25 protein-coding genes are annotated in these 25,122 nt (G+C 53.2%); all 25 read left to right on the top strand.

Features of this window, described 5'->3' with window-relative positions:
• Nucleotides 1-53: 53 nt before the first annotated feature.
• Entirely contained in the window at nucleotides 54-515 is a 462-nt protein-coding gene (locus CJP46_RS01190) for a chemotaxis protein CheW (RefSeq protein WP_094593786.1), read from the top strand.
• Nucleotides 516-551: 36 nt separating this feature from the next.
• Nucleotides 552-1,145, top strand: a complete 594-nt coding sequence (locus tag CJP46_RS01195) for a chemotaxis protein CheC (protein ID WP_373557965.1) — start codon at nucleotides 552-554, stop codon at nucleotides 1,143-1,145.
• Entirely contained in the window at nucleotides 1,138-1,635 is a 498-nt protein-coding gene (locus tag CJP46_RS01200) for a chemotaxis protein CheD (protein WP_094593788.1), read from the top strand. The genes CJP46_RS01195 and CJP46_RS01200 overlap by 8 nt, the downstream gene beginning before the upstream one ends.
• A 2-nt stretch (nucleotides 1,636-1,637) precedes the next feature.
• Entirely contained in the window at nucleotides 1,638-2,039 is a 402-nt protein-coding gene (locus CJP46_RS01205; protein ID WP_094593789.1) for a hypothetical protein, read from the top strand.
• A gap of 12 nt (nucleotides 2,040-2,051) precedes the next feature.
• Nucleotides 2,052-2,840, top strand: a complete 789-nt coding sequence (locus CJP46_RS01210; protein ID WP_094593790.1) for a FliA/WhiG family RNA polymerase sigma factor — start codon at nucleotides 2,052-2,054, stop codon at nucleotides 2,838-2,840.
• A 31-nt stretch (nucleotides 2,841-2,871) separates the two neighbouring features.
• Nucleotides 2,872-4,281, top strand: a complete 1,410-nt coding sequence (locus CJP46_RS01215) for a flagellar assembly protein A (RefSeq protein WP_094593791.1) — start codon at nucleotides 2,872-2,874, stop codon at nucleotides 4,279-4,281.
• A 265-nt stretch (nucleotides 4,282-4,546) separates the two neighbouring features.
• Nucleotides 4,547-4,858 carry a hypothetical protein gene (locus tag CJP46_RS01220; RefSeq protein ID WP_094593792.1) on the top strand — a complete coding sequence of 104 codons (312 nt, stop codon included), beginning with the start codon at nucleotides 4,547-4,549 and terminating at the stop codon, nucleotides 4,856-4,858.
• A 43-nt stretch (nucleotides 4,859-4,901) separates the two neighbouring features.
• Complete coding sequence (locus tag CJP46_RS01225; RefSeq protein ID WP_256992143.1) at nucleotides 4,902-5,495, top strand: hypothetical protein; 594 nt, start codon at nucleotides 4,902-4,904, stop codon at nucleotides 5,493-5,495.
• A complete protein-coding gene (locus CJP46_RS01230) occupies nucleotides 5,492-6,127 on the top strand; it encodes a hypothetical protein (protein ID WP_094593793.1) in 636 nt (211 codons plus the stop codon). Before CJP46_RS01225 ends, CJP46_RS01230 begins: the two co-directional genes overlap by 4 nt.
• 206 nt (nucleotides 6,128-6,333) lie before the next feature.
• A complete protein-coding gene (gene rpsB / locus CJP46_RS01235) occupies nucleotides 6,334-7,032 on the top strand; it encodes a 30S ribosomal protein S2 (protein ID WP_094593794.1) in 699 nt (232 codons plus the stop codon).
• A gap of 152 nt (nucleotides 7,033-7,184) precedes the next feature.
• On the top strand, nucleotides 7,185-7,835 hold the full coding sequence (gene tsf / locus CJP46_RS01240; protein ID WP_094593795.1) for a translation elongation factor Ts: 651 nt from the start codon (nucleotides 7,185-7,187) through the stop codon (nucleotides 7,833-7,835).
• Between the two features lie 199 nt (nucleotides 7,836-8,034).
• Nucleotides 8,035-8,763, top strand: a complete 729-nt coding sequence (pyrH, locus tag CJP46_RS01245) for a UMP kinase (RefSeq protein ID WP_094593796.1) — start codon at nucleotides 8,035-8,037, stop codon at nucleotides 8,761-8,763.
• Nucleotides 8,763-9,317 (top strand): ribosome recycling factor, encoded by a 555-nt coding sequence (gene frr, locus CJP46_RS01250; protein ID WP_094593797.1) that lies wholly within the window; start codon nucleotides 8,763-8,765, stop codon nucleotides 9,315-9,317. Before pyrH ends, frr begins: the two co-directional genes overlap by 1 nt.
• Before the next feature lie 72 nt (nucleotides 9,318-9,389).
• On the top strand, nucleotides 9,390-10,157 hold the full coding sequence (locus tag CJP46_RS01255; RefSeq protein ID WP_094593798.1) for an undecaprenyl pyrophosphate synthase: 768 nt from the start codon (nucleotides 9,390-9,392) through the stop codon (nucleotides 10,155-10,157).
• A 21-nt stretch (nucleotides 10,158-10,178) separates the two neighbouring features.
• The gene (locus CJP46_RS01260; RefSeq protein WP_094593799.1) at nucleotides 10,179-10,979 is read left to right on the top strand and encodes a phosphatidate cytidylyltransferase; all 801 of its coding nucleotides are present in this window, start codon (nucleotides 10,179-10,181) and stop codon (nucleotides 10,977-10,979) included.
• An 18-nt stretch (nucleotides 10,980-10,997) separates the two neighbouring features.
• Entirely contained in the window at nucleotides 10,998-12,137 is a 1,140-nt protein-coding gene (locus CJP46_RS01265; protein WP_094593800.1) for a 1-deoxy-D-xylulose-5-phosphate reductoisomerase, read from the top strand.
• A 216-nt stretch (nucleotides 12,138-12,353) separates the two neighbouring features.
• A complete protein-coding gene (gene rseP, locus CJP46_RS01270; RefSeq protein WP_094593801.1) occupies nucleotides 12,354-13,625 on the top strand; it encodes an RIP metalloprotease RseP in 1,272 nt (423 codons plus the stop codon).
• Between the two features lie 52 nt (nucleotides 13,626-13,677).
• Nucleotides 13,678-15,126 (top strand): proline--tRNA ligase, encoded by a 1,449-nt coding sequence (proS, locus tag CJP46_RS01275; RefSeq protein ID WP_094593802.1) that lies wholly within the window; start codon nucleotides 13,678-13,680, stop codon nucleotides 15,124-15,126.
• Between the two features lie 197 nt (nucleotides 15,127-15,323).
• The gene (locus tag CJP46_RS01280) at nucleotides 15,324-19,640 is read left to right on the top strand and encodes a PolC-type DNA polymerase III (protein ID WP_094593803.1); all 4,317 of its coding nucleotides are present in this window, start codon (nucleotides 15,324-15,326) and stop codon (nucleotides 19,638-19,640) included.
• Nucleotides 19,641-19,835: 195 nt separating this feature from the next.
• Complete coding sequence (gene rimP, locus CJP46_RS01285; RefSeq protein ID WP_094593804.1) at nucleotides 19,836-20,297, top strand: ribosome maturation factor RimP; 462 nt, start codon at nucleotides 19,836-19,838, stop codon at nucleotides 20,295-20,297.
• Nucleotides 20,298-20,335: 38 nt separating this feature from the next.
• Complete coding sequence (nusA, locus tag CJP46_RS01290) at nucleotides 20,336-21,433, top strand: transcription termination factor NusA (RefSeq protein ID WP_094593805.1); 1,098 nt, start codon at nucleotides 20,336-20,338, stop codon at nucleotides 21,431-21,433.
• A 26-nt stretch (nucleotides 21,434-21,459) separates the two neighbouring features.
• A complete protein-coding gene (gene rnpM, locus CJP46_RS01295) occupies nucleotides 21,460-21,768 on the top strand; it encodes an RNase P modulator RnpM (RefSeq protein WP_076168056.1) in 309 nt (102 codons plus the stop codon).
• A complete protein-coding gene (locus CJP46_RS01300; protein WP_094593806.1) occupies nucleotides 21,761-22,084 on the top strand; it encodes a YlxQ family RNA-binding protein in 324 nt (107 codons plus the stop codon). The genes rnpM and CJP46_RS01300 overlap by 8 nt, the downstream gene beginning before the upstream one ends.
• A complete protein-coding gene (gene infB / locus CJP46_RS01305; RefSeq protein WP_094593807.1) occupies nucleotides 22,077-24,731 on the top strand; it encodes a translation initiation factor IF-2 in 2,655 nt (884 codons plus the stop codon). The genes CJP46_RS01300 and infB overlap by 8 nt, the downstream gene beginning before the upstream one ends.
• Nucleotides 24,732-24,745: 14 nt before the next feature.
• Complete coding sequence (gene rbfA, locus CJP46_RS01310; protein WP_094593808.1) at nucleotides 24,746-25,099, top strand: 30S ribosome-binding factor RbfA; 354 nt, start codon at nucleotides 24,746-24,748, stop codon at nucleotides 25,097-25,099.
• The last annotated feature ends 23 nt before the right edge of the window (nucleotides 25,100-25,122 follow it).

The raw sequence follows: 25,122 nt of genomic DNA on the forward strand, positions 1-25,122 counted from the left end.
AGGCTTGCGGCACTTATGAAGGGGCGCCGCATTTAAATAAGGAGGTCTTGGGCATGGGAGAAGATATCAAAGTAATTGTATTTAAATTGGGTATTGAAGAGTATGGGATCGAAGTCGACAAAGTCCAAACGATCGAACGCATGCTCCCGATTACGCGCGTTCCGAAGACGTACACGTTCGTAAGAGGTGTCATCAATCTGCGCGGCGTCGTCATCCCGGTCATCGACCTGCGGGGGCGCTTCGGCCTTCCGGAATCCGAGTATACGGACCAGACGCGGATCATCATCGTGGTGGTAGGCGAAATGGAAGTCGGATTTATCGTCGATTCGGCTAATGACGTCATCGATCTGAACAGAGACCGGATCGAGTCTCCGCCGGAAGTCGTCGGAGGCATCAAGGCCAGGTATCTGGACGGCGTGGCAAAAATCGGCGATGACCGTCTGCTCATCATGCTGAACTTGTCCGAAGTGTTGAAGAAGAGCGAAATTATCCAGTTGGAAAGCCTTGAGGAGTAGTTTGTGGAGGTCTTTAAGCATTTTAAAGAATTCAAGATGGATGTTCTGAAGGAAGTCGGCAATATCGGGGCGGGCAATGCGGCAACGGCGCTGTCCCGCCTGCTCGATAAGCCTGTCGATATGGCGGTTCCCAAAGTGCAGCTGCTTCCCTTTGAAGAGATCGCCGACAGGGTCGGCGGGGCAGAGCGAATCGTCATCGCCATTTTTCTGCGGGTGGAAGGCGATGCTCCGGGCAATTTGTTCTTTATTGTCAGCCCGGAAGCAGCCAAAAGCCTGCTGAAGAAGCTGGCCGGCATGCAGGTCGACCTGGACGGCATGTTCGATGAAATGGAGCAATCGGCTCTGTGCGAGATCGGCAATATTTTGGCCGGTTCGTACCTTTCCTCGCTTGCGGACTTTACGAAGCTGGATTTGTCTCCGACGGTCCCTGGTCTGGCGATGGACATGGCCGGCGCCATTCTGAGCTACGGGCTGCTGCAGTTTGGCCAAATGGGCGACGATGCTCTGCTGATCGACACGACCTTCTTGGAGGGCGATCATGAGGTGGAAGGGAAGTTTTTTCTCATTCCCGATCCGGATTCATTCGCAAAAATTTTTCAAGCCCTGGGAGTGCCTCTAGAGAATGATTGAAGAGCAAAGCATCGTTAAAGTAGGCATGGCCGATATGAACGTCGTGCGGGATCCCGGAGTCATCCGGACGCTGGGCCTCGGCTCATGTGTCGGAATTACGTTGCATGACCCGCTGCTTAAAATCGCAGGTATGGCGCACATCATGCTGCCGTCTTCAGACATTGCCCGCGAAGGGCAGCTGAATATCGCCAAATATGCGGATACCGCAGTGCCGGCTTTGCTGGAGCGGCTTGTAGTCATGGGAGCCTCGCCTTCCAGAATTGTCGCCAAGATGGCCGGAGGGTCGCAAATGTTTCTGATGGCCGGTACCGGGGATACGATGCGAATCGGTCCCAGGAACGTGGAATCATGCAAAATGATGCTGTCGGATCTTCATATTCCGTTAATCGCCGAAGACACGTGCGGAAGCCATGGACGAACGATAGAACTGGATTCAGGCAGCGGAATCCTGTCCGTGCGCAGTGTACAAATGGGTGTAAAGGAATTGTAGCCATGAAAGGAAATTTGTTGTTTAACCTTGTGTTTGGTGCTGTCGGATTCGTGCTGACGCTGCTGATCTCGATGGGAAACAACCTGTTTATGACCAGCTTGATCAGAGGGCTGATATCTTTTGTCATCTGGTTTCTGCTCGCTTTTTTGCTCCGCTGGGTGTGGGGCGTGGTCAGCGTTCCCGAAGCGGAGCATGAGGCTGCAGCAGCCGAGCAGGAGCGGGGTACCCGATTTGATATGACGACCCCGGATGAGAGCGATGAGTTAAACGATCTGTTGACGCCGAGACCCGCCTCCGATCAAGAGGATGGGAAAGGCTTTACACCACTCAATCCGCCGAAGCTGGTTTCGGCGAAAGATCCGGAAGAACTGGCGAAAGCCGTTCGACACCTGTCAGAAAAATAGGGGGTGGGGGAAATGAGCGAGCGAAAAGCTTCTCATCTGAATCATGCCGAGCTCTGGGAGCAATGGAAAGAACACGGAAATATTGAAGCGAAAAAGTCCCTGATCGAGAAACACCTCCACATCGTGGACTATGTTTCCAGCCGACTTGCCATTGGCCTGCCAAGGAATGTATCCAAAGATGATCTGGCCAGCAACGGCGTAATGGGACTGATTGACGCCATTGATAAATTTGACTATAAACGCGGACTGCAGTTTGAGACCTACGCTTCGTTCCGGGTTCGGGGAGCCATTCTCGATTCCCTGCGGCAGGGGGATTGGGTGCCCCGTTCCGTTCGGGAGAAGGCCAAGCGTATCGAGGATGCCTATCAGCAGCTTGAACAGAAGCACCTGAGGTCTGCGACGGACTTGGAGATGAGTGAATATTTGAACGTATCCGAGAAAGATTTTCACCAGATGCTCCAGGAAGTCGCGGTCATGTCGCTCTGCTCGCTGGAGGACCCGATCCGCGAGGAGGAATCCGAGACGCGTCTGTCCGTGATGGTCGACGACAAAGCCAAAAATCCGGATTACAAAGTGAACGAGTTTTATTTGCGGGAGTCTCTCGTCAAAGGGATTGAGAAGCTTACCGAGAAGGAAAGAACCGTCGTATCCCTGCTGTATTATGAGGACTTATCTTTAAGCGAAATAGCAGAAGTCATGTCACTTTCACCTTCAAGAATATCCCAGCTTCACTCCAAGGCCATATTGAGGCTGCGCGCAACGCTGGAGAAGCACCGGGATTTACTGATGCAAAACGATTAACCGTTGCACGAAGTAGAAAGGAGGAAAACGATTGACAGCTCCAATTGCGCTTGAAACCTATTTGGAAATTACCTTTTCGGAGGACAAAAGCGTCGCCTACTTGCAGTTCTCCAAGCGTTCCGAGGATTTTGAGGTGACGGAGGGGGAACTCCAGCTCTTTTTGAGGAGCCATCAAATCCAATTCGGCATGGACCAGGCGCTCCTGGGCCGGATCTGCAGCCATCCTCAGGAGTACATGTTTGGACGAACCCCGATTGCCATGGGCGAACAGCCTGACAGCGGCAAGAACGGCAGAATCGAATTCGCCTTCGATCTTCGGGATGAAAAGGAGCACAGGCCGCTCGAGACCGAGGACGGCAAAGTGGACTACAAAGAACTGGTCAGTCTGAACAATGTCAGCAAGGGCCAGCTTATCGCCAAACGGATTCCGCCCGAGCCCGGCAAACCGGGACTCAGCGTTACCGGGGAAGTGATACCGTTCAAGCCCGGTAAAGAGGCCTATTTTAAGGTGGGAAAAAATGTGGTGGTCGATCCGGAGAATACAGCCATGTATGCCGCCATCGACGGCCTGATTGCCACGACGGATAAAGGCAAAATCAACGTCTTTCCCGTCTATGAGGTGAATGGGGACGTGGATTACAGCGTGGGCAACATCGATTTTGTCGGCACGGTGGTCATCCGTGGGAATGTCCTGACTGGATTCCGCGTGAAAGCGGCAGGGGACATTCGTGTGGTCGGCGGCGTGGAAGGCGCGGAGCTTGAAGCGGAAGGGTCCATTGAAATTACGAGCGGGATCATCGGTTACAACAAAGGGTATGTCAAAGCAGGCCAAAATGTAAAAAGCTCTTTCATCCAAGATGGCAACGTCATTGCCGGGGAAGATGTGATCGTCTCGCAGAGCATCATGCACTCCAGCATCCGGGCAGGAAGAAACGTACTGTGCAACGCCACCAAAGGGCTGATCGTCGGCGGAGTCATTCAGGCAGGAGAACGGGTCATTGCCAGAACGGTCGGCAACAGCATGTCCACCATGACCACGATTGAGGTGGGAGTCCTTCCGGAGCTTAGAAACGAGCTCGCCGAGCTGCGGGGCAAGATCAGGCAGCTGGTGGAGTCGCAGGACAAGACAGACAAGGCATTGTATTTATTGAACCAACTGGCCGCTTCAGGACAGCTTCCGCCCGACAAGATGGCGCTTAGGCTCAAACTGAACGCCACCAAGAAATCGAATGACCGGGAGCAGATGGAAGCGAAAGAACGTACATTGGAAATCGAGAAAACATTGGAAGATTCGGTTCGGGCCCGCGTCGACGTGGTTAAAGTGGTCTACGGAGGCTCTAAAATAGTTATCGGCAGATACACCAGATTTATTAAGGACTCGGCGGAACGGGTTTCATTTTATTATCATGAAGGCGATATTACGATGGTTCCGTACTTTTAATATAAAGTGCGAGTTCAAAAAGGTCGGTTTTCAGCACCGAAGTTTACGCTTCCGATGTGTGTTTTTTCAAAACACTTGAATGGGATGGGTACGTAAGCATCCGCATAGGCCCGGCTGAATTCAAGAATCGATGCCGATAATCGCGGTCACTCGTACTTGATTGGCCTCGATTGGTTTTCTTATCAAAAGTGGTCTTTTTGAATAACCTCTAAAAAGAAGCAAAGTACTCTGGATACGATTCCTATCGATAAGAGGTGGAAGACGGATGAGTATGAAGGCGGTTGAAATGCAAATTGCGATCCCTCGGACCAGCGAGGTCGGCAAGGTGCAAAATGAGCTGCACCACCGGCCCGCACAGGATCAGCAATTTTTGGCGGAACAGGGGATCAAGGAAACGGCGGAAATGAGCAAGCGCAGCGAATCGGTGGACGAAACGGCGGACGCGGCCATACGGGATGAAGGCGGACGGAACAAGCAACGGCGAAATCAAACCGCAAGCACATCCGCTGAGGAGTCTGCGGACCTTCAGGATGCGCAGCACCCCTTCAAGGGGCATCATCTGGATGTGTCCCTATGACCCATCCCCGACATGAATATCACAGTCAAAGGAGAGCCGTTACTTGGAACCTTGGTTAATAGTCGTTATATTGGGCGCTGCCGCGTTGGTGTATGCCATGATACTTCCTAAACGGAAGGAGGAGCAGAGCCAGCTAGGCAGCGTAGTCAAGCAGGTCGAGGCCACACTTGAGCAGTACATGGCTGAAATTGAAAATGAAAACGTCGAGCTCGTCGAGCTGGTTTCCCAAATGAAGCAGGATATGGCGGCGAAGCAGCTGTCCCAGCAGGAACAGCTGACGGAGATGCGTCAGCGGCTCGTTTCGCTTGAGCAGCAGGCTGCACAGCATGACACAAGACTTTTGCAAGTGGAGAGCCTGCCTGCCGGGCAGGTCACGGGTAGTCTTGGAGCGCTCGCTGCCGCGGAGTCGGCGTCTTCCCTGGATCTAGCAGGTGCCGCAGGTGTTGATCCGGACGGCGGGGGCGACGATGAACCGGCGCAGCCTGAACTTCAGCCATCGATCAAGGACAGGTACCCGGAGCTGTTCGACTTGTACAGCAAAGGCAAATCGATTGACGTCATCGGAAAAATGACTGGCATGCACCGCGGCGAAATCCAGCTGATTCTTCAGCTTGCGAAACAGGAGGAGACGGTGTGATCAGAAATCGGACATTTATGATGGGACTCGGCATTGGTCTCCTGCTCGGCTCACTCCTGCTGCAGCTGATGATCTTTGGGCAGGGCGCCGACCGGCAGTCTGGAGAAACCCCGGCAGCAGCCAGCCTGACGAAGGAAGAGCTTGAGCAGCAGGCGGAGGCGCTGGACCTTAAGGTTGTCGGCAATGAGGACAAGCTGATGACCGAGGAGGAGTGGAAGCAGCAGATGGTCGAGCAGAGCTCGGTTCCTAAAGGAAGCGCAGCGAAGTCGCCAGATGCCGCGGACACGGCCAAGCAGCCGGCCCAGCCGGACAAGCCGCAGCAGCCTACCGCCTCGAAGCAGCCGCAGTCAGGCTCCCAGGGCTCCGGTGATGATAAGGCAGCTAAGCAGCCGCAATCGCCTTCTGTGCCGGCGTCCAAAACGGTTGAAGTGAAAATCGCAAGCGGAAACAATTTGGAGGACGTTGCCGGAAAGCTGGAGAAGGCCGGGGTCATCGCCGACGCCAATCAATTCGTGCAAAAAGGAAGATCACTCAAGATCAGCACGAAAATTCAAACCGGCCGGTATGCATTTACAGCCGGTGAGGATTTCAGTTCCATTATCGCTAAAATTACGACAAAACCGCCACGCTAACGACAATCGGCTGGACGGTTTTTTTCGTGCGAAAAAAGCCGCCCCTTAGGCGTTGCATCGAGCTTTTAGATATGGTATATTAAATGACGGTGTTAAAACACACGCTGTCGGATTTCGTAAAGGGTGCTTTCCATATGGGGAGTCTTGACGGGAAATGAAAGCAGCGGAGGACACAATAAAAAACCAAACTTAGGAGGTGTGTGAAGATGGCAGTTATCTCCATGAAACAGCTTCTCGAAGCTGGCGTTCACTTCGGTCACCAGACTCGTCGTTGGAACCCGAAAATGGATAAATATATCTTCACTGAAAGAAACGGAATTTACATTATTGACCTGCAAAAGACAGTTAAGAAGGTCGAAGAAGCTTTTAACTTCGTGAAAAGCGTGGCTGGAGAGAATGGAACGATTCTTTTCGTCGGTACGAAGAAACAAGCCCAAGACTCCGTCAAAGAAGAAGCAGAACGTTGCGGCATGTACTACATCAACCAACGTTGGCTCGGCGGAACGCTGACTAACTTTGAAACGATTCAAAAACGGATCAACCGTTTGAAAGAACTCGAAAAATGGGAAGAAGACGGCACATTCTCCGTTCTTCCTAAGAAAGAAGTCATCCTTCTCCGCAAAGAGAAAGATCGTCTTGAGAAATTCCTGGGCGGCATCAAGAACATGAAGGGCCTGCCAAGCGCCCTGTTCATCATCGATCCGCGCAAAGAGCGCATCGCGGTTGCCGAAGCCCGCAAATTGGGTATCCCAATTGTAGGTATCGTTGACACGAACTGCGATCCGGACGAAATCGACTACGTTATTCCTGGTAATGACGACGCGATCCGTGCCGTTAAGCTGTTGACTGGCAAAATGGCTGACGCTGTGGTGGAAGCTCACCAAGGCGAAGAAACTTCTGCCTAAGATTCGACAGTCGAGCAATATAAACATGAATTAAATGAAAAGGGTGGTTGGTAGGTGGATAACCTCTCACTGCCCTTTTTTTAAGATTGCAAGCAATGATCAGGTTTGATACCTGGCTGAAAAATTAGCATCCTATTTGGAGGGAATATTCGATGGCAGTTAGTGCTAGTGCGGTAAAAGAACTTCGTGAAAAAACAGGCGCAGGTATGCTTGATTGCAAAAAAGCGTTGGATGAAGCAAACGGTGATATCACCAAAGCAACGGAACTCCTTCGTGAAAAAGGTCTGGCTGCTGCGGCAAACAAAGCTGGACGCGCAGCTACAGAAGGCGTTGTAGAAGCTTATATCCACGCTGGCGGAAGAATCGGCGTCCTGGTTGAAATCAACTGCGAAACCGACTTCGTTGGTAAAACGGACCAATTCAAAGAGTTCGCACGTGACATCGCGATGCATATCGCGGCTTCGAGCCCGCGTTACGTTTCCCGCGAAGAAGTGCCTCAGGCAGAAGTAGAGAAAGAGAAAGAAATTTTGAAAGCTCAAGCCTTGAACGAAGGCAAGCCTGAAAAAATCGTTGAAAAAATGGTTGAAGGCCGCATCGGTAAGTACTACGAAGAGTTCTGCCTTCTGGAGCAACCTTTCATTAAGGATCCAGACAAAACCATCTCTCAACTGCTGAACGAAAAAATCAGCACGATCGGCGAAAACATCTCCATCCGCCGCTTTGTTCGTTACGAACTGGGCGAAGGCCTCGAGAAAAAAGTCGACAACTTCGTTGAAGAAGTTATGGCGCAAGTTAAACAATAAGAGCCCTTTATTCGCGGCATCTATAACTAGAACAAAAGAAGAGCGGAACACGCAGTGTTCCCTCTTTTTTAAAAGAGCAGACGTTTTTCTCAAGAGAATGACATCGGTTTGGTGTGGTGTTTACCGGATAGGGCCCGCCGAACGTTAGTTGCAGCAACTGGCGCTATATGGTGATGTCTTTAAAGTGGAGGGTAAACATTTGGAACAGCCTGTATTTAAACGAGTTGTCTTAAAGGTCAGCGGGGAATCCCTCGCAGGTCAGAACGGTTATGGTATCGATGCGGTAACGATCGGATCCATTGCAGAGCAAGTTAAAGAAGTCGTGGATCTTGGCGTTCAGGTTGCAATCGTCTGCGGCGGCGGCAACATTTGGCGCGGTATTGCCGGCAGTTCCAGCGGGATCGACCGCGCAACGGCCGACTACATGGGGATGCTGGCAACGGTCATGAATTCGCTGGCGCTTCAAGATGCACTGGAGCAAATCGACGTGCCGACGCGCGTACAGACGTCGATTGCCATGCAGCAAATCGCTGAGCCTTATATCCGCCGCAGAGCGATCCGCCACCTGGAGAAGGGCCGCGTGGTCATTTTTGCCGCAGGAACGGGCAACCCGTTCTTCTCGACCGATACGACCGCTGCCCTGCGTGCGGCTGAAATTGAGGCCGAAGTGATCCTGATGGCCAAAAACAAAGTGGATGGCGTGTATTCCGCCGATCCGTTCAAGGACAGTACGGCCGAGAAATATGAGCAGCTTACTTACATGGACGTGCTGAACAAGAATCTGGGCGTGATGGATTCCACGGCATCATCCCTCTGCATGGACAACAACATTCCGCTGATCGTATTTGCTGTTACCGAGCAAGGGAACATCAAACGGGTCGTTTTGGGTGAAAAAATCGGAACGATTGTTAAAGGGAGCGTAGACTAATGCCAGAAACGGTAAAAAAACACGCAGAAGAACGCATGGAAAAAGCCATCGGAGCTTTGAGGAGAGATCTCGCCACACTGCGCGCCGGGCGTGCCGCACCGGCACTGCTGGACCGGATTCAAGTGGAGTATTATGGAGCGATGACACCGGTAAACCAGCTGGCCAACATCAGCACACCGGATCCGCGCACGCTGCTCATCCAGCCCTGGGACAAATCTTCGCTGGCCGATATCGAAAGAGCCATTATGAAGTCCGATCTCGGACTTACGCCGGCTAATGACGGCAACATCATTCGCCTTTCGATCCCGGCGCTGACAGAAGAACGCCGCACGGAGCTCGTGAAATTGACGAAGAAGTTCGGCGAAGAAGCGAAAGTGGCGATCCGCAACATTCGCAGAGATGCCAACGACGACATCAAAAAGATGGAGAAAACCGATATTTCTGAGGATGAATCGCACCGTCATCAGGAAGACATCCAGAAGACGACGGATAAATTTATTGCGGAAGTCGACAAGGTGCTCGTAGCTAAAGAAAAAGAGATCATGGAAGTATAAGAGACTTGCGGCCCCTCCTTTTATGGTGGGGTTTGTGTCTTTTTTTGCAGAAACCTGCTTGGAGGAACTAGAATGATCAAACGAGTTCGATCGTGGTGGAAACAGAAGGACCCGCAGCTTTTGCCAGAGCGATCCATGGACAACGTTCCTGAGCATGTGGCCATCATCATGGATGGCAACGGGCGTTGGGCCAAAAGTCGCGGGCTGCCGCGTATCGTCGGGCACCAGACCGGGATGAAGGCAGTGAAGCGGGCAACCATTGCCGCTGACGAGCTGGGCATTAAATATTTAACGCTGTATGCTTTCTCTACGGAAAACTGGAAGCGTCCCAAAGACGAAGTCGACTTTCTGATGCGTCTGCCGCAGGAATTTCTGGCGATCGAGTTGGATGAATTGATCCAAAAGAATGTGCAGGTCCGCATGATGGGTGACCGCGACGGCCTGCCGAAGCATACGCTGAATGCCATGGAGGAAGCGATGCGCCGGACGGCCGGCAATGACGGGCTTGTCCTCAATTTTGCTCTCAATTACGGAAGCCGCAAGGAAATGACGGATTGCATGAAGGAACTGGGCAAACAGATTCAGGATGGCACACTGTCGCCTGACGATATTTCCCCTGAGCTAATCGACCGTCATTTGCTGTCAAGCGGTATGCCGGATCCGGATCTTATTATCCGGACGAGCGGCGAAATGCGGCTCAGCAATTTCATGCTGTGGCAGCTCGCATATAGCGAAATGTGGTTTACCGATATTTACTGGCCTGAATTTAACCGAAATCATTTATACGAAGCGGTTGCTGAATACCAGCGCAGAACGCGTCGATACGGCGGACTGACTTAGCCAGATGGGGGATGAATACCGTTGAAACAACGACTGATCACGGGAATTGTTGCGGGTGTTGTTTTTCTGGGATTTTGCCTGCTTGGCGGCCTGCCGTACCACATTCTAGTCCTGGCGATGGCAATGATCGGATATTATGAATTTGTGAAAATGACCCGGGTATCCCCGTTTAGCGGTACGGCCCTGTTGGGATACCTGGGCGTGCTTTTGTTTATGTTCCCTTGGAAGCTGCTGGATATCAGCTTTCCGCTTCCACTCGGGCACGTCATCTGGCTGCTTCTGTTTCTGTTCCTGCTGGTGACCGTGGTCACCAGGAACAAGGTGGACATTCAGATGACCTCCCTTCTCTTCCTGGGAGCTGTTTACGTGGGCGTCGGCTTTTCATATATTGCCGAATCCCGGAGCGCCCCGGACGGGCATGGTGTGTTCTGGACGTTTCTGCTGCTGGTGTCGATCTGGGCGAGCGATGCGGGTGCGTACTTCGTGGGTAAATGGATTGGCAGTCACAAGCTGTGGCCGGCGATCAGCCCAAACAAAACGATCGAGGGAGCTCTTGGCGGCGTAATCATCGCCATGATTACGTCAGCGGTGTTCGCGCTTCTGTCGGGCGGTCTGCTGCCGGTCGGACGAGCCCTGGCCATCGGCCTGGCGTGCGCGGTGGCCGGTCAGCTTGGGGATCTGGTTCAATCGGCGTACAAGCGCGTATACGGCATCAAGGATTCGGGAAATCTGCTGCCGGGTCATGGAGGAATCCTGGACCGCTGCGACAGCTGGATCATCGTGTTTCCGTTCGTACATATCGTGATGCTGATGCCTTATTAATACGAGAGAAGGTTCGTTATGAAGAAATTAAGCGTTCTCGGCTCCACCGGTTCGATCGGCACGCAGACGCTGGATGTCGTGTCGAAGCATCCGGAGCATTTTCAAATCGAAGGTCTTGCCGCCGGGTCGAATGTGGAACTGCTTCTCCGGCAGATTCATCAGTACAAACCGAAGAAGGTTTCGGTCGCAACCAAGGAACTGGCTGAACAAGTGAAGACGCAGGTTCCGTCCGGGACGGAAGTTTTTTATGGCAATGAAGGACTTGTGGAGATTGCGGCAGGCACGAACGCCGATACGGTGGTAACGGCTGTGGTAGGCAGCATGGGGCTGCATTCCACGCTGGCGGCAATCGAAGCCGGAAAGCACATTGGCCTCGCCAACAAGGAGGCGCTCGTGACGGCGGGACATCTCGTCACTGAGGCGATCGAGCGTAAAGGCGTCAAGCTGCTGCCGATCGACAGCGAGCATTCCGCTATTTTTCAATGCTTGAACGGTGAACGTCGCAGCGATGTGGCCGGCATTACGCTGACCGCTTCCGGCGGATCGTTCCGGCATTTGACCCGGGAGCAGCTCGAATCGGTGACGGTGGAGGATGCGCTGAAGCATCCCAACTGGTCGATGGGAGCCAAAATCACCATCGATTCGGCGACGATGGTCAACAAGGGACTGGAAGTGATTGAAGCCCATTGGCTGTTCGGCCTGCCGTATGAGCAGATCAACGTGCTGCTTCACCCCGAGAGCATCATCCATTCTTTCGTGGAATTCCGCGATACGAGCATCATCGCCCAGCTGGGCAATCCGGACATGCGCGTGCCGATCCAGTACGCCCTGACCTACCCGGAACGCTGGGATTCGCCCGCCAATCGGCTGTCGCTGGCCGAAGTGGGCAAGCTGCATTTTAGTGAAATGGACATGGAGCGGTTCCCTTGTTTAAGACTTGCCTTTGAATGTGGTAAAATGGGTGGTACAGCAACCACCGCTTTTAACGCAGCCAATGAAGTGGCGGTAGGCCGGTTTTTAAACAGGGAGATTTCGTTTTTACAGATAGAGGATATTATTGAAGCGGTGCTTGACCGGCACGGGAACATTCCGAATCCGCAGTTGGCGGACATTGAGGAGTGCGACCGAAATACACGGCTGCTTGCTGCCAAGCTGTAGGTGGGCACGTGCCCGGCATTACAATACATCACTCTAACTCCCCTGACTTAAAAAAATGACGAGAATGTGATTCTCTTGTGCGGGACCGGAGAATAATGATAATCTATATAGACTGAATTAAAGACGAGCTTCATTTCGCGCTGCAGGCTTTAATCCATCGGGTGATATAGATGCGGAGAAACTTCGGTCTCAGACAAATTAAGGGGGATGCGACGATTGGAAATGGTGCAGGTAGTATTTTTGACGGTGCTCATGTTTTTCGTCATCGTGACGGTACATGAATGGGGGCATTTTTACTTTGCCAGACGCGCCGGCATTTTGGTACGGGAATTTGCGATCGGTTTCGGTCCGAAACTGTTTTCTTATAAACGCAATGAAACGCAGTTCACGCTGCGGCTGCTGCCTTTCGGAGGTTATGCCCGAATGGCGGGGGAAGATCCCGAAATCGTGGAAATTCATCCCGGTCAGACCATCGCGGTCCGCGTCGGCGGCGGCGAAGTGAAAAAGATATACCTGGATCAGCTGGACAACCGGAAGAACGTCATCCGCGGCGAAGTCGAATTTATCGATATGGTCGATGATTTGAAGGTCCGCTTGAACGTGGACGGCGAGAGCCAGCAGTACCCGATTTATTCGAAGGCGATGCTGGTCGCCAAATCCCATGAGACGCAAATTGCGCCAAGGGACCGCCAGTTTGCCAGCAAGACGGTGGGACAGCGTGCGCTTTCCATTTTTGCAGGGCCGCTGATGAACTTTATTCTGGCCTTCGTTCTCTTTGGGGTTCATCTGCAGATGGCGGGAATCCCGCTGGAAAATCCGACGTATGTGCAGATTGGCGACATTTCCAAAGGAATGCCTGCGTACGAAGCGAACCTGAAGAAAGGCGACATCATCGATTCGATCGATGGCGTGAAGATCGGCGCGGATTATCAGAAAATGATCGATTTGACCTCCAAATCCAAGGACAAGCCGATGGAATGGACGATCCGGCGGGGCGACGAAGTGTTTAACGTAACGCTGACTCCGCGCGCGATGGAAGGTCAGGAAGGCGGTAAGGTGGGGATTACACCGCAACTGCCAAGCCGCAAAGCGTCGATCGGCGAAACCTTCAGCGGAGCAGGAGTCGCGATGGTCGATACGACCAAGATCATTTTCCAGGGCTTCGGCCAGCTGATTAAGCAGTTTAACATGGACGATCTGGGCGGACCTGTACGGACGTTCGAAGTCACGGGCCAGATCGCGAAGCAGGGCATCGTGCAGTTGACATATTGGGCGGCGATTCTCAGCCTCTACCTGGGGATCTTCAACCTGCTGCCGATCCCGGCAATGGACGGAAGCCGGCTGGTGTTCCTCGGCGTTGAAGCGCTCCGGGGCAAGCCGATCGATCCGAGCCGGGAAGGCATGGTCCATTTTGTGGGCTTCGCCATGCTGTTCCTATTAATGATTGCCGTAACCTATAATGATATATTACGATTGATTAACGGATAACTAATGATGTCCCCGGCTAGAACGGGGTGAACTTGGGAGGAAGTCCATTTTTATGTCAAACGATAAACAATTTGTGACGGAGATTACACCGCAGGGAGAAGATTTCTCCCGCTGGTATATTGATGTGATCAAGAAAGCCGATCTGATGGATTATTCGCCGGTCCGCGGCTGTATCGTCTTCCGTCCGGACGGCTACGAAATCTGGGAGCACATCCAGCGCGATCTGGACCGCCGTTTCAAGGAAACAGGCCACCGCAACGCCTACTTTCCGCTCTTTATTCCGGAGAGCTTTTTCCAGAAAGAAAAAGAGCATGTCGAAGGCTTTAATCCCGAGCTGCCTTGGGTGACTGAAGCAGGAGGAGACAAGTTGGAAGAGCGTTTGGCGATCCGTCCGACGTCGGAGACGATGTTCGGGCATATGTACGCCAAGTGGATCCAATCCTACCGCGACCTGCCGGTGCTCATCAACCAGTGGGCCAACGTCGTCCGCTGGGAGAAACGCACGCTGCCGTTCCTCCGCACGAGCGAGTTTTTGTGGCAGGAAGGCCATACCGCTCACGAGACGGAAGAAGAAGCACGCGAAGAAACGATGAAGATGCTGGAAGTGTACCGTCAATTCGTGGAAGAGTTTTTGGCGATCCCGGTTATTACCGGCCAGAAGACGCCTTCCGAGAAATTCGCCGGTGCGGTGGAGACGTTCTCGATCGAAGCGATGATGAAGGACGGCCGTGCGGTTCAGGCGGGAACTTCCCACTACCTGGGCACCAACTTTGCGGTGGCGTTTGACATTCAATACTTAAGCAGGGACAACAAGCAGGAATACGTTCATACAACATCTTGGGGCACAAGCACGCGCCTGATCGGTTCGATGATTATGGTGCACGGAGATGACCGGGGCTTGGCGCTGCCGCCAAAAGTGGCTCCGACGCAGGTGATCATGGTTCCGATTGGACCGCCGAAAACTTGGGATGCCGTCGTTGCCCGCACGGACGAGCTGTTCGCCGAGCTGAAGCAGGCAGGCATCCGCGTGCGCGTGGATGACCGCAGCGACCTTCGCCCGGGATGGAAATTCAACGAATACGAAATGCGCGGCGTTCCGGTGCGCCTGGAAATCGGTCCACGCGACATGGAGAACGGCGTCTGCGTACTCGTCTCCCGGATTACCGGCGAAAAGAAGGTCGTTCAGCAGGCCAATCTGGTCGAAGAAGTTCAGACGATGCTCGATCAGGTGCAGAAGGAAATGTTCGATCGCGCCAAGCAGTTTATGAACGACCACTTCTATTCGGTGGATACGCTGGAGGAAATGAAGAGCAGCATGGAACAGCAGCGCGGATTTACCCTGGCGGGATGGTGCGGTTCGGAAGCATGCGAGAGCAAAGTGAAGGAAGAGACCGGGGCAACCAGCCGGAACATTCCGTTCGAGCCTGCGGAAGAGAAGCATACCTGTCTGGTATGCGGACAGCCGGCCAAGCACACCGTCGTTTTTGCCAGAGCGTATTAATGCTGCGGCAGCCAAGCTGAGAGTTGATTCGTTTCCCGCATAAGCAGGGAAGAAACCGGCGGATCGGTAGAGAGGCCGGATGAAATAATGAATGAGGAGCTTCTGCCAGAAATGAGTCGGTGCACGGGATCGAGACATTTTTGTGAACAGAAGCTCTTCATGTTTATGGATTAGCGCTTTAAAAGGGGGAGGAGAGCATGGAAAACGTGGGGGATAAGAGAAAACGGTTCGAGCTGCTGATGAAGCAGGGGGAAATGCCGCCCGCGATCGTGGATCCCTATTTTCTGGATGGTCATATCGAACAGGTGGAGATCAGCCGGAGCAATCAGGAATGGAGAATCACCGTTTGGAAGGAAACCTTAGTCCCGGGTGAGGTATACCGGACGTTCTGCCTAAGGCTTCAGGAGAAAATGCAGCATATTGCGAAGCTGTCGTTTGTGTTCAAATATGCGGAAGAAGTGGACCGCAAGGATATCGTCGGCGCATACTGGAACCTTTTCCTGGAGTGGGTTCACCGCGAAATCCCTTCCGTCAACGGCTGGATGGCCAGAGCTAAGCATGAGTTGGACGGGGAAACCTTGACGGTCACGATGTCCGACAATACGTCGCTGGAGCTGGCGAGAAAGAAGCAAATCGACCAGGCGCTCACCCGTTTCTTTGCGCATTATTTCGAGGTTCCTCTACGCGTCAAAATTCAAGTCGGCGAAGTCCAGCGGGAAATGTACGAGGAGTTCGCGCAGAAGAAGCTCGAGGAAGAGCGGGAGGTCATCCAGAAGATGATCTCCAGCATGGAAGCGGAAACGCGCGCAGCCGAGGGCGACGATGAAGATGTCTTTCTTCAGGTCGGTTACGACATCAAGGAACAGCCGGTTCCGATTCAGGAAATCCAGGACGAAGAGAAGAAAATTACGATTCAAGGCACCGTATTTGGCCTGGATCGCAAAGAACTGCGTAACGGCAGCACGCTGTTTATATTTAACCTGACGGACTTTACGGATTCACTGCAGATGAAAATGTTTGCGAAGACGAAAGAAGATGTGAAAGTTCTGAGCCTGCTCGCCAACGGCAAATGGGTGAAAGCCCGCGGCCGCGTCGAGATGGACCGCTTCATGACGATTCCCGAACTGGTCATGATTCCTTCGGATTTGATCGAAGTCCAGGCGCCTCCTGTCCGCAAGGATAATGCTCCGGAGAAGCGGGTGGAATTCCACCTGCATACGACGATGAGCACGATGGACGCCGTTACTCCGATCGACCAGTACATCAAGACGGCCGCCAAGTGGGGCCACAAAGCGATCGCCGTGTCGGATCACGGCGGCTTGCAGAGTTATCCGGAAGCGGCGAAGGCAGCGAAGAAGAACGGGATTAAGATGATTTACGGAGTTGAAGCCAATGTGGTGAATGATTCCGTCCCGGTCGTCATGCAGCCGAAGCCGATGGACTTGAAGTCCGCGACCTACATCGTATTCGATATCGAGACCACGGGTCTGTCGATCACGAACAACAAAATCATCGAGCTTGCGGCCGTCAAAATGCAGGAAGGCAAGGAAGTCGACCGCTACGCTACGTTTGTCAACCCGCATGAAAAGATACCGTATCACATCCAGCAGCTGACCAACATTAACGACGAGATGGTCAAGGATGCGCCGGAGCTTGAGCCCGTCATCCAGGACTTCGTCAAGTTTGTCGGTGACGGCGTACTTGTAGCTCACAACGCACGGTTCGACGTCGGCTTCATCCAGGCTGCCCTGAAGGAGCTCGGCATGCCGGAACTGGACAACCCGGCGCTTGATACGCTGGAGTTGGCCAGATTGCTTCACCCGACGATGAAAAACCACCGCCTCAACACGTTGGCGGATAAGTATAAAGTGGCGCTGGAAAGCCACCACCGGGCGATTGACGATACGATTGCCCTGGCCGGCATTCTGGACGGACTGCTGGCGGATGCCGAGAAGATCAAAGGGCTGACACGCCTGGAACGTTTGAATGATTACGTCGGCACGGATCTGTCCAATTCACGTCCGTTCCACTGCGGAATTTACGCTCTGAACCCGATCGGCAAGAAAAACTTGTACAAGTTAGTGTCGATGTCGCACACCGAATACTTCAAGCGGGTGCCGTGCATCCCGAAATCGAAGCTGGAGGAGATGCGCGAAGGGCTGCTGGTCATTTCCGGCTGCGAGAAGGGCGAGTTCTTCGAAACCGTGCTGAACAAGACGGTGGAGGAGGCGACCGAGGTCGCGCAGTTCTACGATATTTTGGAAATTCAGCCGCTGACGATGTACATGCATCTTGTGGATAAAGGACTCGTAGGAAGCACGATTGAGCTGAAGAACGCCATCAAGACGGTGTGCGAGATCGGGGAAAAGCTGAACAAGCCCGTGATCGCCACGGGCAATGTGCACTACTTGGAGCCGCGGGACAAGCTGTTCCGGGACATTACGATTCACGGCATCACGGGCTTTAGCCCGCTGAAAGATATCCGTAAGCCGGATGCCCATTTCCGGACGACGGAAGAGATGCTGGAGGAATTCGAGTTCCTTGGTCCGGACAAGGCGATGGATGTGGTTGTGAAGAATACCAACGATCTGGCCGACCGCTTTGAGGAATACGAGCTGTTCCCGGACAAGCTGTTTACGCCGATTATCGACGGGGCGGATGAGGAAATCCGCAACACTTGCTATGCCACGGCGCGGTCGATTTATGGCGAAGACTTGCCGGAAGTTGTCGTCGCGCGGCTGGAGAAGGAGCTGGAGCCGATTATCAAATTCGGCTTCTCCGCCAACTATCTCATTTCCGAGCGGCTGGTGAAAAAGTCGAACAAGGATGGCTATCTCGTCGGTTCGCGGGGTTCCGTCGGATCGTCCGTCGTCGCGACGTTCCTGGGCATTTCCGAGGTTAACCCGCTGCCGGCGCATTATATTTGCAAAAATCCGGAATGCAAGCACAGCGAATGGTTCCTGGACGGCAGCGTGCCGAGCGGATTTGACCTTCCCGACAAGCAATGCCCGGACTGCGGCCAAATGCTGAAGGGCGAAGGGCAGGACATCCCGTTCGAAACGTTCCTTGGCTTTAAAGGCGACAAGGTTCCCGATATCGACTTGAACTTTTCAGGGGAATATCAGCCGACCGCACACAATTATACAAAAGAAATTTTTGGCGAAAAATGTGTGTTCCGTGCAGGAACTATAGGTACCGTGGCCGAGAAAACGGCTTTCGGTTATACAAAGAAATACGAAGAAGAATATCATAAAAAGTGGCGCGGAGCGGAGTTGAACCGGCTCGCTGCCGGATGCACCGGCGTCAAGCGGAGCACGGGCCAGCATCCGGGCGGCATCGTCGTCGTCCCTGATTACATGGAAGTGGAAGATATTACGCCGGTCCAATTCCCGGCGGACGATACGAGCGCGGAATGGAAGACGACCCACTTCGATTATCACGCCTTCGACGCGAACCTGCTCAAGCTCGATATTCTGGGGCACGACGACCCGACCATGATGCGGATGCTGCAGGATTTGACCGGGGTCGATCCGACGACGATTCCGATGAATGATCCGAAGGTTATGAGCATGTTCAACTCGACTGAGGCGCTTGAGGTGAAGCCGGAACAAATCCGGACGCCGGTGGCCACCTACGGCGTGCCGGAGATGGGCACGAAGTTCGTCCGCCAGATGCTGATCGAGTCGAAGCCGTCCTCCTTTGCCGACTTACTGCAAATCTCGGGTCTGTCCCACGGAACGGGCGTATGGCTCGGCAATGCGCAGGAGCTGATCAAGAACGGCACCTGCAACATCAAGACGGTAATCGGCTGTCGTGACGACATTATGCTGTTCCTGATTTACAAAGCCGGCATGGATGCCGGCCTGGCGTTTAAAATTACGGAAAGCGTGCGTAAGGGCAAGGGCTTGACGCCGGAATGGATCGAGGAGATGAAGCGGTGCAAGGTGCCGCAGTGGTATATCGACTCCTGTCTCAAAATCCAGTACATGTTCCCGAAAGCCCACGCCGCCGCATATGTTATATCTGCAGTGCGCACGGCTTACTTCAAGCTGTACCATCCCATCGAATACTATGCGACCTATTTCTCGGTCCGTGCCGAAGATTTCGATATCGAGCTGTGCTGCCAGGGCTATGAGGCCATCTACCGGCAAATCGAAGAGATTGAGCAGAAAGGCTTCCAGGCGACGACCAAGGAGAAGAGCATGCTCTCGATCCTCGAGATGGCGCTGGAAATGACCGCTCGCGGATTTACATTCAAGCCGATCGATTTGTACCGTTCCGATGCGACCCGGTTTATGGTGGACGGGGAATCGCTGATTCCACCGTTCTCGGCGCTGGCCGGCATCGGGGAGAACGCGGCCAAAAATATCGCCGCCGCCCGCGAATACGGGGAGTTTCTCTCCATTGAGGATTTCCAGCAGAAGTCCAAAGCGAGTAAGACGATCATCGAGCTGCTTACGCAAATGGGCTGCTTCAGGGGGCTGCCGGAAAGCAATCAGCTATCGTTATTTTAATTCCGTCTTTTGTGTGTAACGCCCTAACCCCTTGCTGCATAAGGTTTAGTCAAGGCATCATACTTGTCAGTATATCCAGACTATGTTATAATTTTTTTGGTAATCATGTAGATAAAACCGTTGTTTAAAGAGTGGGGCGACCCACTCTTTACTCTTTGGTATATAGGATATTTGAAGCCTTGGAGGTTATAATCTTTGAGCACACCGAAGATCAAAGGAATTGTGGAACAAATGGTACAGCCCTATTTGGATGAGCATAACTTCGAGCTTGTCGACGTCGAATACGTGAAGGAAGGCAGCAACTACTTTCTCCGCGTCTTTGTTGACAAGGAAGGCGGCATCGATATCGATGACTGCGGGATGATCAGTGAGTACCTGAGCCAGAAGCTGGACGAGAACGATCCGGTTCCCGAAGCTTACTTTCTGGAGGTCTCCTCTCCTGGCGCAGAACGTCCGCTCAAGAAGAAGGAAGACGTAACCAAAGCCGTAGGCAAGGATGTTTTTGTAACGGTTTACGAGCAGGTAGATGGCCAGAAGGAATTTGAAGGCCGGCTTCTTTCGTTCGAGGACGACGTTCTTGTCATTTCTGCGGGCAAGAAGGAATACAGCATCCCGTATGCAAAAGTTGCCAGCGCCAGACTGGCGATTATTTTTTAAGTACAAGGCTGCACTTTGAAAGGGGGAATTGATTTCCAATGAGTATGGATTTTATTGAAGCGATGAATGAGTTGGAAAGAGAGAAAGGAATCAGCAAAGACATTTTGTTCGAAGCCATCGAGGCTGCGCTGATTTCCAGTTACAAACGGAATTTTAACACGGCGCAGAACGTTCGCGTCGACATGAACCGGAATACCGGGGTTATCAAAGTGTTCGCCCGCAAGCTGATCGTGGAAGAGGTGCTGGATCCCCGTACCGAAATTTCCCTGCCTGCCGCCCGCGAGATCAATCCGCATTTCCAAATTGAAGATATTGCGGAAATCGAGGTAACTCCCCGTGATTTCGGCCGGATTGCCGCCCAAACGGCCAAACAGGTCGTCACGCAGCGGATCCGCGAGGCGGAGCGCGGCTTGATTTATAACGCTTTCGTCGACAAAGAAGAGGACATCGTGACCGGTACGGTCCAGCGTCAGGATCCGCGCAACTTCTACGTGGACTTGGGCAAGGTGGAAGCGGTGCTGCCGCTGAACGAGCTGATGCCGAGCGAGAAGTTCAAGCACGGCGACCGGATCAAGGCCTACATCACGAAGGTGGAGAATACGACGAAGGGTCCGCAAATCATGCTGTCGCGCACGCATCCGGGGCTCTTGAAGCGTTTGTTCGAGCTGGAGGTTCCTGAAATTTTCGACGGTGTCGTAGAAATTCGCTCCGTCGCCCGTGAAGCGGGATTCCGCTCGAAGATCGCAGTCTATTCCCGCAATCCGGAAGTGGATCCTGTCGGCTCTTGCGTGGGGCCGAAGGGCATGCGTGTGCAGACCATTGTCAATGAGCTGCGCGGTGAAAAAATCGACATCGTACGTTTTTCCGAACTGGTGGAGGAGTATGTGGCCAACGCCCTCAGCCCTTCCAAAGTTCTGGAAGTGATCGTATTTGAAGACGAGAAGATGGCACGCGTCATCGTGCCGGATTATCAATTGTCTCTCGCCATCGGGATCAAAGGGCAGAACGCCCGTCTTGCAGCCAAGCTGACAGGATGGAAGATCGATATTAAGAGCGAGAGTCAGGCGGAACAGGAATTCGGCAGACCGAAAACATCCTCGGGTGAAATGCATCAAGATTCCGTCTCCGTCGATTAATTCCAAAACAGGACGGGGGTCACGGCATGAAACAAAGAAAAGTTCCGCTGCGCAAATGCGTGGCATGCCAGGAAATGATGCCCAAGAAGGAACTGATCCGTATTGTCAAAACGCCGGAAGATGAAGTGCTGATCGACCTGACTGGCAAGAAGTCGGGCCGGGGGGCGTATCTCTGCGGCAAAGTATCTTGCTTTAAACTGGCACAGAAGAACAAATCACTGGATCGGGCTCTGAAGCATCATGTCAAACCGGAAATTTACGAACAGCTCGCAGATGACTTTGTGCTCGTGGAAGACGAATTTTTGGCCGTAAAGGAACGTTCGGTTGATGAGTAAAACTTTGTCCCGCCTAGGTCTTGCCATGCGGGCGGGGAAAATGGTCACCGGCGATGAAATCGTCCTGAAAGCGATCCGGTCTTCCGAAGCGAAGCTAGTCATACTGGCGGCTGACGCCTCAGCCAATACACAAAAAAAGTTCCGCGATAAATGCGGGACATACAACATTCCTCTGGTGATCGGATTTGACCGGGAAAGCCTGGGCACAAGCATTGGAAAGCCCGAAAGGGTTGTGCTCGCCATTACGGATCAAGGATTCGCAGAAATGATCTCCAAGAGTCTTGGAGATAATTCGGAGGTGGAGTATATTGAGTAAACAGGACAGTAAAGATAAGCTGCGCGTGTACGAATATGCAAAATCACTTAATATGAGCAGTAAGGAAATCATAACCATTTTGAAAAGGCTTGATGTTCCCGTTAACAATCATATGAGCGTTATGGAGAACGATGCAGTCTCGAAGGTGGAACAATTTTTCAAGGATATTAAGTCGAATGCGGCCGCCAAGAGGGAAGGCGGAGACCGCCAGACCGTGGCGAGCACTTCCGCGGTCAGAAACGAGGCAGGCACTCAGCGTAACCAGGGCGGCCGGGCAGCCGGATCGGACCCAACACAAAAACAACAGGAAAAGCAGGTAGGTATGAATAATAAATTGAATAACACCACACAAACAGGGTCGCAAAGACCACAGGGCGGGCAGGATTCCCGCAGAAGTCACTCAGGATCTCAGCAAAGCAGACCTCAAGGTCAATCGAATGGATCGGGTAACCGTCCGCAAGGCGCGGGTGCCGGTTCGAATAACCGTAATCAAGGTTCCCAGGGAGGCCGTCCGCAAGGATCCGGCCAAGGCGGCAATCGCCCTCAAGGATCCGGCCAAGGCGGCAACCGCCCTCAAGGATCCGGTCAAGGTGGCAATCGCCCCCAAGGATCGCAGCAGGGAGGCGGACAGCGCCAGGGCGGCGGACGTTCGCCGCAGCCATCCGACAGAAACCGCGGCCCGCAGGGAAACGCAGGCGGCGACAACAACTTCACTAGAAGTAACGATAACCGCGCAGGCAATCGCGGGCCGAATCGCGGAGGCAATAACAACGGTTCGAAACGCTTTGACGACAACCGCCAGGGCGGAGGATTTAACCGGAATAATCGCGGGGGCAAGAACAATCGAGGCAGACAGCAATCTCAGCAGCCGCCGCGTGAGAAGATCGACAACACGCCGAAGAAGATTATCGTTCGCGGCAATATGACCGTTGGCGAGACGGCCAAACTGCTTCATAAGGATGCTTCCGAAGTGATTAAGAAGCTGATCCTTATGGGCGTCATGGCAACGATCAACCAGGAACTCGACATCGATACAATTCTGCTGCTTGCCGGCGAATTCGGCGTCGAAGTCGAAGTGAAGATCGTGGTCGAAGACGACCGCTTCGAGACCGTCGAGGAGAACGACGAACCGGCCGATCTGAAGACTCGTCCGCCGGTTGTTACGATCATGGGTCACGTCGACCATGGTAAGACAACACTGCTGGATGCCATCCGTTCTACGAACGTGACCGGCGGCGAAGCCGGGGGCATTACGCAGCACATCGGTGCTTATCAGGTAGAGATCAACGGCAAGAAGATCACATTCCTGGATACGCCGGGCCACGAAGCGTTTACGGCTATGCGTGCGCGCGGTGCGCAAATTACTGACCTTACCATCATCGTGGTCGCTGCCGACGACGGCGTCATGCCGCAGACTGTGGAAGCCATCAACCACGCGAAGGCGGCCGAGCTGCCGATCATCGTGGCGGTGAATAAAATCGACAAACCGGATGCTAACCCGGATAAAGTGAAGCAGGAGCTGACTGAATACGGTCTTGTTCCGGAAGAGTGGGGCGGAGACACCATTTTCGTCAACGTATCCGCGAAGCAAAGAATGGGACTTGAAGATCTGCTCGAGATGATCCTTCTGGTCGCCGAAGTGAACGAATACAAAGCCAATCCGGACAAACGTGCCCGCGGTGCTGTGATCGAGGCCGAGCTGGATAAAGGCCGTGGACCGGTAGCCCGCGTCCTGGTTCAGCACGGTACGTTGAAAGTCGGGGATGCGTTCGTAGCAGGCAACTGCTTTGGCCGTGTCCGGGCAATGGTGAACGACAAGGGACGCCGTCTGAAGGAAGCCGGACCGTCTACGCCGGTGGAAATCACTGGTCTGACCGAGGTTCCGCTGGCCGGCGATCCGTTCATGGTATTCGAAGACGAGCGTAAGGCCCGTTCGATTGCCGATAAACGCGCCATTACCCAGCGTCAATCCGACCTTGGCAGCAACGTCCGCGTCACGCTGGACGATCTGTTCAAGCATATCAAGGACGGAGAGATCAAGGACCTGAACGTCATCATCAAGGGCGACGTGCAAGGTTCGGTCGAAGCGCTGAAGGGCTCTCTCTCCAAGATCGAAGTGGAAGGCGTACGCGTCAAAATCATCCACAGCGGCGCAGGTGCAATTACCGAGTCCGATATTATTCTGGCGGCGGCGTCCAATGCGATCGTCATCGGCTTTAACGTCCGTCCAGATCCGCAGGCCGGTGCAACCGCCGAGCAGGAGAAAGTGGATATCCGTCTGCACCGCGTTATTTACAACGTCATTGAAGAGATCGAGCAGGCCATGAAGGGTATGCTGGATCCGGAATATAAAGAAGTGGTTATCGGCCACGCAGAAGTGCGCAACCTCTTCAAAATCAGCAAAGTGGGTACGATCGCCGGATGTATGGTTACGTCAGGCAAAATCGCGCGCAACGCCGAAGTCCGCCTGATCCGCGACGGCATCGTCATCCACGAAGGCAAGATCGATACGCTCAAACGTTTCAAGGACGACGCCAAAGAAGTGGCACAAGGTTATGAATGTGGTATTACTTTGGAAAGCTATAATGACGTCAAGGAAGGCGACGTTATAGAGGCGTTCATCATGGAAACGGTGGAGCGCAAGTAGAGAGGTGAACAGGCATGGCTAAAATTCGGGCTGGACGGGTTGGAGAGCAGATCAAGAAAGAACTGAGCCAGCTCATCCAAAGCGAACTGAAGGACCCGCGCATCGGTTTCGTTACCGTAACCGGTGTGGAAGTGACCAACGATTTGTCACAGGCGAAGGTATATTTAAGCGTTCTGGGGGATAACGAGCAGAAGAACAACACGCTAAAGGCTCTGGAGAAGGCGAACGGCTTTCTCCGCTCGGAGCTGGGCAAGCGAGTTCGGCTGCGTCACACCCCGGAGCTGATTTTTAAATTTGACGAATCCATCGCGTATGGCAGTCACATCGAGAAGCTTCTCGGTGAAATCGGTAAAAACGAAGATAACTAAATAAACGGTTTAAAGGAGACGGC

Origin of the sequence: Paenibacillus sp. XY044, from assembly GCF_002257645.1 — a bacterium.
Taxonomy (GTDB): Bacteria; Bacillota; Bacilli; order Paenibacillales; family Paenibacillaceae; genus Paenibacillus_AQ.

Bases quoted from the DNA above. Each gene is read 5' to 3' on its own strand.
- CJP46_RS01190 (WP_094593786.1), top strand. From the start codon at position 54: ATGGGAGAAGATATCAAAGTAATTGTATTTAAATTGGGTATTGAAGAG.
- CJP46_RS01195 (WP_373557965.1), top strand. From the start codon at position 552: ATGGATGTTCTGAAGGAAGTCGGCAATATCGGGGCGGGCAATGCGGCA.
- CJP46_RS01200 (WP_094593788.1), top strand. From the start codon at position 1,138: ATGATTGAAGAGCAAAGCATCGTTAAAGTAGGCATGGCCGATATGAAC.
- CJP46_RS01205 (WP_094593789.1), top strand. From the start codon at position 1,638: ATGAAAGGAAATTTGTTGTTTAACCTTGTGTTTGGTGCTGTCGGATTC.
- CJP46_RS01210 (WP_094593790.1), top strand. From the start codon at position 2,052: ATGAGCGAGCGAAAAGCTTCTCATCTGAATCATGCCGAGCTCTGGGAG.
- CJP46_RS01220 (WP_094593792.1), top strand. From the start codon at position 4,547: ATGAGTATGAAGGCGGTTGAAATGCAAATTGCGATCCCTCGGACCAGC.
- rpsB (WP_094593794.1), top strand. From the start codon at position 6,334: ATGGCAGTTATCTCCATGAAACAGCTTCTCGAAGCTGGCGTTCACTTC.
- tsf (WP_094593795.1), top strand. From the start codon at position 7,185: ATGGCAGTTAGTGCTAGTGCGGTAAAAGAACTTCGTGAAAAAACAGGC.
- frr (WP_094593797.1), top strand. From the start codon at position 8,763: ATGCCAGAAACGGTAAAAAAACACGCAGAAGAACGCATGGAAAAAGCC.
- CJP46_RS01255 (WP_094593798.1), top strand. From the start codon at position 9,390: ATGATCAAACGAGTTCGATCGTGGTGGAAACAGAAGGACCCGCAGCTT.
- CJP46_RS01265 (WP_094593800.1), top strand. From the start codon at position 10,998: ATGAAGAAATTAAGCGTTCTCGGCTCCACCGGTTCGATCGGCACGCAG.
- proS (WP_094593802.1), top strand. From the start codon at position 13,678: ATGTCAAACGATAAACAATTTGTGACGGAGATTACACCGCAGGGAGAA.
- CJP46_RS01280 (WP_094593803.1), top strand. From the start codon at position 15,324: ATGGAAAACGTGGGGGATAAGAGAAAACGGTTCGAGCTGCTGATGAAG.
- nusA (WP_094593805.1), top strand. From the start codon at position 20,336: ATGAGTATGGATTTTATTGAAGCGATGAATGAGTTGGAAAGAGAGAAA.
- rnpM (WP_076168056.1), top strand. From the start codon at position 21,460: ATGAAACAAAGAAAAGTTCCGCTGCGCAAATGCGTGGCATGCCAGGAA.
- CJP46_RS01300 (WP_094593806.1), top strand. From the start codon at position 21,761: ATGAGTAAAACTTTGTCCCGCCTAGGTCTTGCCATGCGGGCGGGGAAA.
- rbfA (WP_094593808.1), top strand. From the start codon at position 24,746: ATGGCTAAAATTCGGGCTGGACGGGTTGGAGAGCAGATCAAGAAAGAA.